This is a genomic window from Microcoleus sp. D2_18a_B4, assembly GCF_036702475.1.
Taxonomy (GTDB): domain Bacteria; phylum Cyanobacteriota; class Cyanobacteriia; order Cyanobacteriales; family Microcoleaceae; genus Microcoleus.
Genome location: NZ_JAUBTL010000050.1, coordinates 11,786 through 25,760, shown reverse-complemented (window position 1 = coordinate 25,760; position 13,975 = coordinate 11,786). Strand labels below are relative to the sequence as shown.

Here is a 13,975-nt window from a genome sequence, read left to right as displayed (position 1 = left end):
GGTTAATCTATATGTTTAGCACCATCGCCAACTTGCCGAACTAATTCAACATATTCTTTGATTTTCCCAACTAAACCGTTCATCCTATCGGCAGGAACATCACTGTTTAACGCAAAAAGGTAATCTCGAATAGCAATCTGTAATCGAAGCTGTGGTTGTAAAAGCGTTAAAAAGGTAGACCAATTTGGAATGGCCAGACAAACATCCTCAAAATATTTGCGTGAACCACATTCAGCTATAATTGCACCTTCTAACCTACCAAGAAGCTCAACGACATACCCTATTTTTTCAACTTCCTCTTCGGTAATCCAGTAACGATACTCCATCGGTAATATAGTTTTATCTTCGCTTATCCGAAACATTTCTGGATTAGGCGGAAGTAAGTCTTGAATAAATGGAGGCAATAATCCCGAAGATATTGCGAATTCTCTAGCATCAGAGCTTTTTAAAATTTCATTTTCGATTTCCTTTCGTTCCCAAGGAGAAGGAACACGAATCTTAGGGTTGTTTCGACGCCAAGCTTCTAGGCACTCACGACACGGTGTAGTCAGGTGACTTGAAACAACGATTAGCAGAACCTGTGGTTGCTCGGCTGATGTCCATGCCAGCGAACCTTCAAAGGCACTAGGAGAAACGCCTGCTTGATAGTGCTTCACTTCGACAAAATAGGTTTCATTAACTTCATCTCCAAGAGCACCTTGCCGACGAAACTCTACTTGAATATCTCTACCCTTATCTCCTGGTCCTTTTCGCCATTTGATTTGTTGTGGGTTTGCTGATTTTAGAACTTTAAACACAAGTTCTTCAAATTGCTCGTCGTCTATGGCATCCCAACGAAATTTCTCGGCGATCGACATAATTTTAAACAGGTATGGTGTAGTGTGAACAAGCCGAACTGATTTAGTAGTTTAGCTGGCGCTGGAAGACTCAGAAGGGTTATCTTTCTCTTTCAATTTTTGGTCGATTTCACTAATGAAGCTTTCAACTTTCGAGATAATATCATCAACCATAATGCTATCAATACTACTCTCTATGCCGTCTTTATTCTTTCCGTTCCTATGTACTAAATCGTGCCTTATTGATACAGCTTTTTGAATTTCAGAGAATTTAGGAAACTCAATATCCAGTGTTCCTTCATACATCTTACTCACTTTGGGTAAATTATGATAAATGACTTCTAACATTGCCTTCTTTGCTATTTCTTCTCTTTTGCTAGCAAGGTCAAAAATTTCGTTCATGCCCAGCTTTTGTTCTCTAAAGTCTTTGAAGGATGTAAAAAAAGATCTTAAATAGTTTTCGTTTGACAAAACCGTATTGATAAACGCATCAGACAGGTAAGTTTCAAGACACGCTATTACGCCAACGTAAAGATTTCTGCTCAGAGTTTTTTTGGCTTTTGGATCTAATACCCTGAGTTTATTCAATAGTCGCAAACTTGCGATCTCATCCAAGAAAGTACCATAAAAATCAGTATTAGAGAGTATTGCTCCTAATTGCTCTTTTTCTGTGTACTCTTCTTCTGTCTCATCTGCCTGCCAAGACTGTTGCCAGGTTCCTGTTCGGTGGATTTCACCGAAAAAACCCATGTTTTCTGTATAAAGATGCGGGACAATCTCATTGATTAAAAAATGTTCCCAATATTGCAGACGCTCATGAGTTGATAAACCTAAATCTATTTGAGAAAAATTCAAAGGTTTTTCTGACATATTTTGGAATATATCATAGACTTTTTCCCGTGAGCCAAACAAGGGTTTTATATCATTTTTGGTTAAGCATTTCATGAACTCTTCTCCATACGAACCACCTGTGCCAGTTAAATTAATGTTCATTCCATCTTCATGAATGAACCCTGTAATTTGACCGATCGTCCCTGGTTCACGAAACAAAACAATAGCAGCAGTAATATCCGCAGAAGTGATGTTATCAGGTCTTGGTTTTTTACCTGAGTATTCAAAACCTTCTTCGGGGCAAATAACAATAACAGCAAGCAGCCGCTTCCTGAACCGAGTAATGGCATCTCTCATCATCTTGCCACCGTAAGAAATACCGGGTTCACATACCGGAACTAAGTTGATCTGCATACTGTTATCTCATCAATGAACTTGAATCTACATTATACTGGGATCTAATATCTTAGCAGCCGGACTAGATCGAACTTGCGTTAAACTAAGTCAGGTAAATGACTTTCTATACTCATGACTATTTTTACTCTACGATCGATCAAAAAAGACTTCGGCATCAAGGAACTCTTGACAGATGCCAGTTTCAGCCTCGATGAAGGCGATAAAGTCGGACTCATCGGCACAAACGGTTCCGGGAAATCAACCCTGCTGAAAATGATTGCGGGTATGGAGTCGATCGACTCTGGCGATCGCTGGGTCAATCCAGGGTCTACAATTGTCTATCTCCCCCAACAGCCGGATTTAGACGAAAATCACACTGTCTTAGAGCAAGTATTTGCCGACAGTGGCGAACAAATGGCTTTAGTGCGCGAATACGAGGAAATTTCCGCTCAACTTTCCCACGGCAAAGGCGATACAGACAAGTTGATGGCGCGTCTGTCTGCGGTGTCGGAACGCATTGATGAGGTGGATGCGTGGGACTTGGAAACCAAGGCAAAATTGATTTTGACCAAGTTGGGGATTGAGGATTTTGATGCGAAAATTGCCGATTTGTCCGGCGGCTACCGCAAGCGAATTGCCTTAGCAACGGCTTTGTTGTCCGAGCCCGATGTGTTGCTGATGGATGAACCGACGAACCACTTGGATGCGCTGTCTGTGGAGTGGTTGCAGAACTATTTGAACGGCTATCGCGGTGCTTTGCTACTGATTACGCACGATCGCTATTTTCTCGATCGCGTTACTAATCGGATTCTGGAGATCGATCGCGGCGACCTTTACAATTATGCTGGCAATTACGCTTATTACTTGGAGAAAAAAGCCCTAGCTGAAGAATCCGCCGCCAGCAGTGTTCGCAAACACGCGGGTGTATTGCGGCGCGAATTGGAATGGCTCAAACGCGGGCCGAAGGCGCGGAGTACCAAGCAAAAAGCTCGGATCGATCGCATTAAAGATATGCGAGCCCAGGAGTTCAAAACAGCCAACGGCAAAGTCGAAATTGCGACAGCCGGCCGCCGGATTGGTAAGAAGGTGATTGAGTTACTGAATATCAGTAAAGCTTACGGCGATCGCACTTTAATTAAAGATTTTACCTACAATTTCACTCCCGAAGACCGGATAGGAATTATTGGCTGCAACGGTGCAGGAAAATCGACGCTGATGGATATCATCACCGGACGCATTCAGCCGGATTCGGGTACTGTCGAAATTGGCACAACCATTCATATCGGTTATTTTGACCAACATTCAGAGGATTTGACGCCGAACGAAGACCAGCGAGTTATTGAATACTTGAAAAGTGTGGCCGAGTTGGTGCAAACGGCGGATGGGGAAATCATTACCGCTTCTCAAATGTTGGAAAAGTTTCTGTTTCCACCGAACCAACAGTATGCACCGATTAACAAACTTTCGGGCGGGGAAAAGCGCCGATTATTTCTGTTGAAAGTGCTGATGAGTGCGCCGAACGTGCTGATTTTGGACGAACCGACAAACGACCTGGACGTGCAGACTTTGGCGGTTTTGGAGGATTATCTCGAAGATTTTAACGGCTGCGTGATTGTGGTGTCCCACGATCGCTATTTTCTCGATCGGACGATCGACATGGTTTTCGCCTTGGAACCGGGCGGCAATTTGCGCTTGTATCCCGGCAATTATTCGGTGTATTTAGACTACAAGAAAGCCGAAGAAGCCAAGGAAATCAAAGGACAAAAAGACAAAGAAAAACTTACACGCACCGCTGAATCTAATAATTCAAAATCCCAAAGCTCCACTCAAAAATCTACCAAAGTTTCCTTCAATGATAAGCGGGAATACGAACAATTAGAAAGCCAAATTCCGAAGATGGAAGCTGAGAAACAAGAGATTGAGAAGAGGTTGTCTAACAATGCTCCGAGCGGATTTGCGGAGGTAAAGAAGTTATCGGATCGTTTAGCTCAGTTGACGCAGCAGATCGATCAGGCGACTGAGCGCTGGTTGGAATTGGCGGAACGGGTGGGTTAATTTGGGTTGTCCGAGTGTTGTGTTTAGCTCCTGTTAATAATGACAGGAGCTAGAAGAATTATGAGTGAAAAAATCCCATGCTGAAACGAATATATATTGACAATTTTCGCTGTCTGGTAAACTTTGAACTTGACTTTGATGCAATTAATCTATTTCTGGGTTCTAATGGATCGGGTAAATCAACAGTTTTTGAAGTCTTGCAGAAAATCCAAGCATTGGTCAGTGGCGACAGTAAGGTAGAAGGAATTTTCAAACCTGCGGACTTCACCCGCTGGCAAATCTTAAAAATTCAGCGTTTCGAGTTAGAAATTCTCGGTAATGACGGCTGCTACACATATCAATTACAAATCGATGAGTATGGAGATAAATGTCGTGTTAGGTACGAGAGTCTGCTCTGTGATAACCAGCCTTTACTGATATTTGAATTCGGCGAAGTTCAACTCTATCGAGATGATTATTCACCGGGCCCGAAATACCAGTTTGACTGGTCGCAATCTATTCTGCCTTCATTAATGCCAAGAAACGACAACACGAAGTTAACTTGGTTTAGAGAACGGATCGCGCGATTTATCATCGTGCAAGTTGTACCCAGCTTGATGGTTGATGAAAGTAGCCAAGAACAAAGGCGTTTGACTCCTAAGATGGAAAATTTTGTTTCTTGGTATCGCTACTTATCTGAAGATCAAGGTAAAATTGCTGAAATTGGAAATATTTTAAGAGATGTTTTGGATGGATTCAACAATTTTAAGTTTGAGCGAGTAAGCGAAGATAATTTGGTGTTAAAACTGCGGTTTTCCGGAGAAAAAGATAACAGCAAGCCAATTGAATATCGTCTCAGAGAATTGTCGGACGGACAAAAAACATTAGTGGCTTTATACGCGCTGATTTACGGTACTAAATCTGAAGACTATACCTTGTGGATTGATGAACCGGAAAACTTTTTAGCATTGCCAGAAATTCAACCCTGGCTGATGGAGCTTTATGACCTTTGTAGCGAGGGAAAACTTCAAGCATTACTAATTTCTCACAATTCTAAGTTAATTGACTATCTTTTAGCTTCACCGATTGGCTATTGGTTTGAGCGTCAAAGCAATGCTGCTGTTCGAGTCAAACGAATTAGCGATAAAGTACCTGAGAATTCTGGACTGCCAGTTTCTGAACTGATTGCACGGGGATGGTTGAATGAGTAAGCGTAGAGTTCAGATTGTCATTCTGTGCGAGGACAGACAGCAGGAGGTTTTTGCGCGTTCTTTCCTAAAAAAGCGAGGTTTTAGAGGTCTATTTACAGCTAATATTTGTCCGGCTGGTAGCCAATCTGGAGAACAGTATGTACGCACTCAGTATCCGGTGGAAGTGAAAGCTTATCGCGAGAAGAGAAACGAGCTGTCGATTGGATTAGTTGTGTTAATTGATGCAGATACGGGTACGCTGGAAGCCAGACTTAATCAGTTAGCTAGTGTCCTTGAGGAAGATGAGCAGAAAAAGCCGAAAAATAGGAAACCGAATGAAGCCATCGCGATTTTCGTTCCCAAGCGCAATATTGAGACTTGGATACACTACTTGCAGGGAGAAACGGTGAATGAAGAGGATGCTTATGCAAAATTTGAGAAAAATGAAGCTGCTTGCAAAACCGCTGTTGAGGATTTAGCCGATCGATGTTATTCTCAGAGCTTACCAGAAGATGCGCCGCGATCGCTTCAGGCAGCTTGTGGGGAATTACAGCGATTGTTACCCTTGTTGCAGCCATGAGTTATAAGAAAAAAATCTGCAACCTGTTATTACTGTCAAGCAAACTGACCAAAAACTTAAGACAGGTAAAAGTCTGAAATCCTTGTCAAAACAGCAAAGCCATCGGAAACAGCGACAAAAAACCCGCTTTTTTGCGAGATCCTCAAGTAAAGCTGTGTGTCCAAAACTGCGAAGCCCCGGAGGGTGGGGTTGACAACAGCAGTAGAATATGCAGTAAAAGTCAGGGTAAGCAAATAAGACGGGCAGCAGAAAACAGGGGCGAAAAGGCACAAAACAGGTAAAACAAAAGTCGATCGGGCAAAGTAAGTTGGCAGAGAACTAAAAATATGGTGATGGGTGAGATACAATTGACCTGTTCTTAACCAAGAATTGGTCAACATCACAAGTATCCTGTAGAAGTCTGAAGTTGAGAATCTCAGGGTTGTCGAGGAGCGGGAGCAAACAGAAAACTATGCCTCAAAAAGTAATCGCCAAACAGATGTCTTTGGAATCAGCGTCAGAGCCGATCGCCGTGATGGCGACGGTGGAAACAGTGCCAGCCGAAGCAGTGGCAGTAGAATCCTACGCCGATAGGTTGATGGACGAACTGTTTGAAGGAGTCGATCAAGCATTCGACGGTAGCGGCGGACTGCCATCCGAGCCCGTGCAGCCAGAATTCGTGGCGCTCAAGTCGATCTCGGTACCTCAAATAGTTTTGTCGCAGTTGGCACCCCCCCAGCCGCAGCGGGGCGAAAAAGACGTAGAAGCGATCGCCCGCCAAGTCGCCCTAGAAACAGCCCAAAAACAGCAGTCCAAACAATCCTTCGACAGAATCCTGCTGGGAGCAGCATGTGGGTCGCTGCTGCTAGTCATGGGGTTATGGCTCGCAAGCAGGTCGGGACTCGTGCGCTTGCCCGCCGCCCCTGCACCAGAGACGCCGACAGCAAGTGGCAAAACAGCACCTGACACCCCGTTTGTTGAATACGTGCAGCGTTCGCTAGAAGCGATCGAACAAAAAAAAGCACCCCAAGCTAACCCGCAACTTGCAGGAGTTCCCGGAGCCCCCACGCCAGGGACGCTGCCGAGCATTCCAATTTCCGGCGCGCCGCCGGCAACAGCAGGTCTTTCGACCGCAGTCAACCGCATCGCTGATGCCCTAGAACAAGCCGGCGCGCAGCCGGGAGCACCTGCACCCCAAATCGTAGTCATCCCTCCCCCCGCTCAGGTGACTGTGGCTCCGGCGGCTCCGGTAGCTGCGGCTCCGGTAGCTCCGGCTGCTCCGGCTGCTCCTCAAACCAGCGCAGTTTCCCCCTCGCCTGCTGCTCCAGCCTCCGGTCGTGCGATCGCCGCGGCGGGTACTCGCTCTCCCCTCGCCGCTTCCCCTTCCCCCTCGGAGTCTCCCCAGCCAAAGATTTTGGCTCGCGAAACCGAACCGGCACCAGCGCCTGCTGCCCAGCAATCTGCGCCCGCGCCGGAGCAATCCGCACCGGCCGTCAGCAGCGCCCCGACTTCCGCGCACACGCTGGTAGGGATTTTGGAGTTGGGCGATCGATCGGCTGCTTTGTTTGAAGTAGACGGCGTAGCCCGCAGAATTTATGTCGGCGAAAGCATCGGCGCTAGCGGTTGGACGCTGGCAGAAATCAAAAATCAAGAAGCAGTTATCCGCAAGGGAGGAGATGTGCGATCGGTTTTTGTCGGCCAAAAGTTCTAATCAGTCATCAGTTATGAGTCATTAGTCATCAGTCATTAGTTATGAGTTAGGTCATCGGTAATCAGTAATGGGCAGCGATCGGGCTGTATATCACGAGCAGTGAAAAAAGTTATAATATAGGAACCGCCAAGACGTTCTTAATTGCTGAAACCATTGCTCTTATTGCTTCTTGCTTCTATCCGTTAAATCGCTTCCCCAATTCGTTACTGAACTTTCTTCTGCTATAACTAACAACTCAGGATCGATAATCGATCTCCAGTGACTAAGAACCAATGACTAATAACTAATGACCAATGACTAATGACTCATAACAGATGACTGAGGAATTATAAAAAATGGGCTTATTTGATGATTTCAGCCGCTTTCTAGAAACCCGATTAGAAGAATTTTTGCGTAGCAATCCCCATCTGGAATTGCAGGCAATAGAAGAACAACTGAAGGAACAAGAAGAAGACACTCTGCGGCTGATTCTCGATATCCAAAAACAAGAGAAAAAACTGCAAGCCGAAATTCTCTCCGCCGCCCAAGAAATTCAGCGCTGGAACGATCGCATCAACAAAGCTAAAGCTGCTCAAAGGCTCGATTTAGCTCAAGCCGCCCAAGAGCGGCAAGCAGCTTTGCTGCGTCAAGGAAATCAGCGCTGGGGGCAAATGCAAGGCTGCAAAGAACGCATTGAAAAAGCAAAAGAACTGTACCGCCAAATTCAAGTACGGCGAAAAGAAGTCCGAGCAAAAGCTGCAGAAGCTGCTACTCGCACTACCACTAAAACAGAGCAGAATTGGGATACAAAGGGTTGGAATCAGAGTTCAAATTATAATAGTTTTAATGCGGCCGATCCTTTAGAGGAGAAGTTTCAACGCTGGGAAGCAGACGAAGAACTAGATCAAATGAAGCGGAATATAGGCCGATAGTTACGAAAGCATTCCAATCCTTTAGGGACGGGTTCACCCGGAACTCGGATTTCCAATGCAAATATTCGTCAACCCTCCAGAGTCTCAGGTATTGCGATCGATCGCTCAGACTTTATATAATTACTATCCTAAACTTGTAGGAACAATTAATCAATCAACCCTACAATATTCTCACCTAATTAATTGGCGTTTTTTTAGTTTAAATCCCTGCGGTTATTCACAACGGTTGCTCTGCTTGAGAAGGTGGCTCTTCTGGCAGCGGAATAAACTCTGTCTCTTGAGGAACCTGAGCAAAGCGTCCCTCTCTCCAATCGAGTTTAGCTTGCTCAATGCGCGAGTGCCGACTCGAAACAAAATTCCACCACTTATGGCGCTCACCAACAGGTTCACCGCCAATCACAATACAACGAGCCTTGCCTGAAGCAGAAATGTTTACTTCCGTGCCGGAAGTGAGAACAGCCAACCGATGTTGTTGTAAAGGCACTCCATCAATAACAAGCCCCTCTGTTACACTGTAAACCGCCTGTTCGCTGTAATGGCCCGGTAAGGTAAATTCTCTTCCAGCAGTCAGTTGCACGTCCAGATAAATCATGGGGGAAAATATTTGAACTGGGGAAGTGCGACCATAGGCCTCACCCGCAATTAGGGTGAACGAAACTCCTGCATCCTCCCAAGCAGGCAACTCAGAAGCCGGATGATGCCGAAACCAGGGGTCGGTTTCTTCGTATTCATCGGGAAGTGCTATCCAGGTTTGAATGCCATGCAGGATGGCTTCTTTGCTGCGATCGTCGTCAGGCGTGCGTTCAGAGTGGACAATGCCTCGCCCTGCTGTCATCCAGTTCACCGCACCAGGACGGATTTCTTGAACGCTGCCCACACTATCACCAAGAAACTGGGTCTGAAGCCCCGTCCTTCTAGGACGGCTTTTCTTTAACTTTGAGGCTCCTGATTAATTCCCTAAGTACATCGGTTTTAGTCCGACCTACAGATTTGCAGTGTTCTTCAAGAATTTTAAATTCAGACTCTTGAATCCGAAAATCTAAACGTTTCTTCATGATTTTATCCGGTGTTTTGCTGTACGTTAGTATAACAAGGAGGATAACTCATGTTTGGCTGTCAACAAAACTTAATTCGAGCTGACTCAGAGATTAAGGCGATTCTCGAATATCTGTGTTCTGAGTCTGCAAAACTTTCTAATTGCGGGACTTACTATGGCCGCCAGTTATATTTTAAAACTGGCAAGGTTCCGAACCGCGCTCAGTTGCACAAGGTTCTAGGAACCGAAAATCGAAATCGACACTATCAAGCATTTTACTCTGATACAGCCCAACAAATCCTGACGGGTGTAGCAGAGTCTTTCAAGTCTTTTCTAGGACTAATGAAAGCATTTAAAAATGGGATAATTATAGACCGCCCTAAGCTGCCGAAATATCGTCAAGGCGGAATGGCTGTGGTGACGTTTACAGGTAGGTCGGTAAAACTCAAAGACGGAATGTTGAGATTTCCCCTAGGCAGCAAGGTCAAAGTGTGGTTTGGTCTAGATGCGTTTTACTTGCCCATGCCATCTAATCTTGATTTCAAGGCTATTCGGGAATATCGCATTCTTCCTCGAAACGGCTGTTTCTACCTAGAGTTTGTCTACAAAACTACTGAAGTCCAATCAGATGTAGATATTGCCAGATGCTTGATGATTGACCACGGCGTAGATAATTGGCTAACTTGTGTGAGCAACGTTGGTACAAGTTTTATAGTTGATGGCAAGCACATAAAGTCTCTCAATCAAGGTTACAACAAGCAAGTTGCATTTTTGATGAAGGGGAAAGCTAACGGGTTTTGGTCTAAAAAACTTGCCAGCGTAACCGAGAGACGAAATCGTCAAATGCGAGATGCCGTCAACAAGGCAGCCAAAAAGGTGATTAATCATTGTTTGAGTAATCAAATAGGAACCGTTGTATTGGGCTGGAACAAAGGACAAAAAAAGTCTGCCAACATGGGAAGCAAAACTAATCAAAAGTTTGTGCAGATTCCTACGGGCAGACTGAAGGATAGAATTGGTCAATTGTGTGAGCAGTACGGCTTAAGATTTCTGGAGACTGAAGAATCGTATTCCTCAAAGGCTTCATTCGTTGATAATGATTTGCTACCTACATTCGGCGAGAAACCCGAAGGGTGGCTTCCATCTGGTAAACGAATTAAGCGTGGCTTGTATCGAACAGCTCAAGGTTGGTTGATCAATGCAGATTGCAACGGTTGTGGCAATATTGGTAGAAAAGTAGCGGTAATGCTTGGACTTGATCTAAGCGGAATCAGTAGGGGCGAATTGTCAGCGCCTTTAAGACATAAATTATGGGCTTAAGAATCCCTGTCGCTTCAGCGCAGGGAGTGTCAAGATGCAGCAAAACGCCTTCAAACAGGTAGGTGACGGTTGCTAAGTTTATGTGCGGATGCGGTCTGACATCCACGCCCCGGCCGGGAGGAAACACCGCAGGGCCCAGATGGTCAAAAAAGATGAACGGGCCTACCAGTGCTAAAACGTCTGAGGGAAGCAAGCGACGGGCTTGGAATCCACCCAAATCTTGAATGTGTGGCTCAATGAGATGCTGGATGGTATCCGTCATAATGTTTATGAAGTTGCGAACGCTAATCGTCTATGTCAAAAGTGCATTATACAAAAAGCTATTTCTAGAGAATTGTATCAGTGACTGGTTTAAACTTTCCCAATCGAAAGCTATTGTAGAGTGTCGAGTTCTCAACCAGCTTTCTGCTTACCAAGATAATTGGGTCTAAAGCCCCTTCTTAATAGGACGGCTTTAATTGATTGGCGATTTTTGTTTTAATCCTTTAGTTGCGTTAGTATCTATTTTTTAAATTTCCTAGCATTCTATTTAAAGTAGAGTACAATGATACTTATACCACAGGTAGAATAACCGCCGATACACATGAGACACCAAGCTCAAACGACGGGTCGGAAAATAATAATGGTTAGTGGGTGGGGAAAACCACGAAAAACATAGCTAGGCTGACTATAGCTAGGCTGACTATAGCTAGGCTGACTAACGTAAGCCAAAACCAGAAAAGTAAATTTTGGGAAGTTAAAACGTACCGAGCGGGCATCCGGTAACATGAGAAGTAATTCTCGAACGCTTGGGGAGATAAAACCCTCTGGGACTAACTAAATTAGGCTCGATATTTGGTTTTTTTGAACGGATATTTGGTTTAAGTATTGCCGCAAGGATAGATAGTTTTAAGGTATGTCGCCAGAACCAAGAATCCCCACGCCTGATGGCTGGGGAATGTCAAGAGACGAGGGAGAGTTCATCACTGACTTGAATCCTACCTTTGACCAGGGAGCGAATCAGACGATCGAGTGAGCCACGTTCTTCTTCACTGATGGACTCATCGAGGATGGCGGCCATCATGCCGTAGCGGTCAGCTTTGGTAACGCGGTGAGTATCGGTGACAGTGGCGATTAATTCGTTGATAGCGCCGGGGAGAAGATTAACTGGATACATGGGATTGTTTTGAACTCGACACCTTAATCATCTCGTGGTTTCGCCTAAGAGCAAGTGATGGTGCTGGTTTTTTTCCGTGATAATACTGAAAATCTTCGGTGAACCAAGTCCGTGTTACCAGTGATCGAAGTCACAACATTGAAACCAATGCAGCGGTGGAACAATTACAACCCACATTCTGCCCTTTGAGCCACTGTTGACTGGGAATTCCCTCAAAATTGACGCAAACCTTATGGCTTGGTCAAAAATACCTAAATGTGAGAGTCAAAGGGCGGAATATGGGGAATCGCCCTTTTATCCAAAATCAAAATAAGTAGACAGACAAAAAATTAGTCCGCCTACCTAATCGCTAACTACAAATCACTCCCACTCGATCGTTCCCGGTGGCTTAGAAGTAATATCGTAAACTACCCGGTTCACCCCCTTAACCTCATTCACAATCCGATTCGAGATCAGTTCCAACAAATCGTAAGGAACCCGCGCCCAATCAGCCGTCATCCCGTCTTCACTCTTAATAAATCGCAAGACGATCGGGTAAGCATAAGTGCGCTGATCGCCCATCACGCCTACACTGCGAATCGGCAGCAAAACTGCAAAAGCTTGCCAAAGTTCACCGTACAATCCGTGCCGATTAATTTCTTGGCGAACAATGAAGTCAGCATCCCGCAAAATATTTAGTCTCTCTGCGGTAACTTCTCCTATAATCCGAATCGCCAATCCCGGGCCGGGGAAAGGTTGCCGGTTCACGATTTCTTCGGGAAGCCCGATCGATCGGCCGACTTTTCGCACTTCATCCTTAAACAGTTTTCGCAGCGGTTCAATCAGCTTAAATCGCAAATCTTTCGGCAAACCGCCGACGTTGTGGTGGCTTTTAATTTTAACAGCAACTCGCTCGCCACTTTTCGGGTCTACATTAGTGTCAGCCGACTCAATCACATCAGGATAAAGAGTACCTTGTGCCAGGTAGTCGAAGGGGCCTAGACGCTTCGATTCTTCTTCAAATACGTTGATAAACTCGTGACCAATCCGCTTGCGTTTTACTTCAGGATCGGTTATCCCTTCAAGTTGAGCTAAAAAGCGTTCGCGAGCATTAACATACTCAACGTCAATGTGGAATTGCTCTTTAAATAATTTTACCAACCGTTCTGGTTCATACTTCCGCATAAACCCTTGGTCGATAAACATACAGGTAAGTTGGTCGCCGATCGCCTTGTGCAGCAAGAAAGCCAAAGTAGAAGAATCTACACCACCGGATAGAGCAAGCAAAACTCGTTTCTCTCCGACTAGCTCTCGAATTTCCCGAATCGATTCCTCCACAAAAGTAGCAGTCGTCCAAGTCGGTTCGCACTCGCAAATGTGGTAAACAAAATTGCGAATTAAAGCTATTCCCCCGATCGAGTGAACTACTTCTGGGTGAAACTGAACCCCGTACAAATTTTTCTCGTGGTGAGCAACAGCAGCAGACGGAGTATTGTCCGTGTGAGCGAGGATCTCAAAACCCGTCGGCAGTTGAGTACACGAGTCTCCGTGGCTCATCCACATCGTGCTGCCCTCTTCGACATTGGTCAGCAAGTCCGTAGGATCGTCAATAAATAGCGATGCCTTGCCGTATTCCGCTAATTTAGAGCGCTCAACCGTGCCTCCGAGCTGCTTTACCATCAACTGCATCCCGTAACACACTCCCAACACCGGTATTCCCAAATTCCAAATTTCTGGGTCGCATTGGGGTGCTTTTTCATCGTATACAGAACTCGGCCCTCCTGAAAGAATAATTCCTTTAGGATTGATAGCTTTTAACTGTTCTGCAGTAGTGCGGTAAGAAATAACTTCGGAATATACTTGAGTTTCGCGAATGCGACGAGCAATCAGTTCGGAATATTGCGAACCGAAGTCGAGAATCACGATCATCTGGCGATCGATCTTCCCCAGAGAAGAGTTTGTGAGGTCTGATTCAGTTTTTATTTGAGTAGTCACGGTTATTGCGTAATTGCTAAT

At 45.2% G+C, this 13,975-nt stretch carries 12 protein-coding genes; 6 read left to right on the top strand and 6 right to left on the bottom strand.

Features of this window, described 5'->3' with window-relative positions; translation table 11 throughout:
- Positions 1-2: 2 nt before the first annotated feature.
- Positions 3-857, bottom strand: coding sequence for a restriction endonuclease (locus tag QUB04_RS24210; RefSeq protein WP_333288276.1), 855 nt, complete (start codon positions 855-857; stop codon positions 3-5).
- Positions 858-908: 51 nt separating this feature from the next.
- On the bottom strand, positions 909-2,081 hold the full coding sequence (locus QUB04_RS24205) for a hypothetical protein (RefSeq protein ID WP_333288275.1): 1,173 nt from the start codon (positions 2,079-2,081) through the stop codon (positions 909-911).
- Between the two features lie 114 nt (positions 2,082-2,195).
- On the opposite strand from QUB04_RS24205, the gene QUB04_RS24200 reads away from it, so the two are divergent.
- From QUB04_RS24200 to QUB04_RS24180, 5 genes are all read left to right on the top strand, one after another.
- Positions 2,196-4,118, top strand: coding sequence for an ABC-F family ATP-binding cassette domain-containing protein (locus tag QUB04_RS24200; protein ID WP_333288273.1), 1,923 nt, complete (start codon positions 2,196-2,198; stop codon positions 4,116-4,118).
- Positions 4,119-4,195: 77 nt separating this feature from the next.
- On the top strand, positions 4,196-5,308 hold the full coding sequence (locus QUB04_RS24195; protein ID WP_333288271.1) for an AAA family ATPase: 1,113 nt from the start codon (positions 4,196-4,198) through the stop codon (positions 5,306-5,308).
- Complete coding sequence (locus QUB04_RS24190; protein WP_333288268.1) at positions 5,301-5,867, top strand: hypothetical protein; 567 nt, start codon at positions 5,301-5,303, stop codon at positions 5,865-5,867. Before QUB04_RS24195 ends, QUB04_RS24190 begins: the two co-directional genes overlap by 8 nt.
- A 451-nt stretch (positions 5,868-6,318) precedes the next feature.
- Positions 6,319-7,557, top strand: a complete 1,239-nt coding sequence (locus QUB04_RS24185) for a hypothetical protein (RefSeq protein ID WP_333288266.1) — start codon at positions 6,319-6,321, stop codon at positions 7,555-7,557.
- Between the two features lie 335 nt (positions 7,558-7,892).
- Positions 7,893-8,468, top strand: a complete 576-nt coding sequence (locus tag QUB04_RS24180; RefSeq protein ID WP_333048333.1) for a TIGR04376 family protein — start codon at positions 7,893-7,895, stop codon at positions 8,466-8,468.
- A 217-nt stretch (positions 8,469-8,685) separates the two neighbouring features.
- Here the strand turns inward: QUB04_RS24180 and QUB04_RS24175 are convergent, their stop codons facing one another.
- Entirely contained in the window at positions 8,686-9,345 is a 660-nt protein-coding gene (locus tag QUB04_RS24175) for a pirin-like C-terminal cupin domain-containing protein (protein WP_333288264.1), read from the bottom strand.
- Positions 9,346-9,573: 228 nt separating this feature from the next.
- Between QUB04_RS24175 and QUB04_RS24170 the strand changes: the two genes are divergently transcribed.
- Positions 9,574-10,824 carry a transposase gene (locus QUB04_RS24170; RefSeq protein ID WP_333288262.1) on the top strand — a complete coding sequence of 417 codons (1,251 nt, stop codon included), beginning with the start codon at positions 9,574-9,576 and terminating at the stop codon, positions 10,822-10,824.
- Here QUB04_RS24170 and QUB04_RS24165 read toward each other — a convergent pair.
- The 3 genes from QUB04_RS24165 to guaA all read right to left on the bottom strand — a co-directional run bounded on the left by QUB04_RS24165 (position 10,775) and on the right by guaA (position 13,954).
- Complete coding sequence (locus QUB04_RS24165; RefSeq protein WP_333288260.1) at positions 10,775-11,086, bottom strand: pirin family protein; 312 nt, start codon at positions 11,084-11,086, stop codon at positions 10,775-10,777. The two genes, QUB04_RS24170 and QUB04_RS24165, sit on opposite strands and share 50 nt — an antisense overlap.
- Before the next feature lie 678 nt (positions 11,087-11,764).
- Positions 11,765-11,980, bottom strand: coding sequence for a hypothetical protein (locus QUB04_RS24160; RefSeq protein WP_333288258.1), 216 nt, complete (start codon positions 11,978-11,980; stop codon positions 11,765-11,767).
- 360 nt (positions 11,981-12,340) lie between these two features.
- Positions 12,341-13,954, bottom strand: coding sequence for a glutamine-hydrolyzing GMP synthase (guaA, locus tag QUB04_RS24155; RefSeq protein ID WP_333288256.1), 1,614 nt, complete (start codon positions 13,952-13,954; stop codon positions 12,341-12,343).
- Positions 13,955-13,975 lie beyond the last annotated feature (21 nt).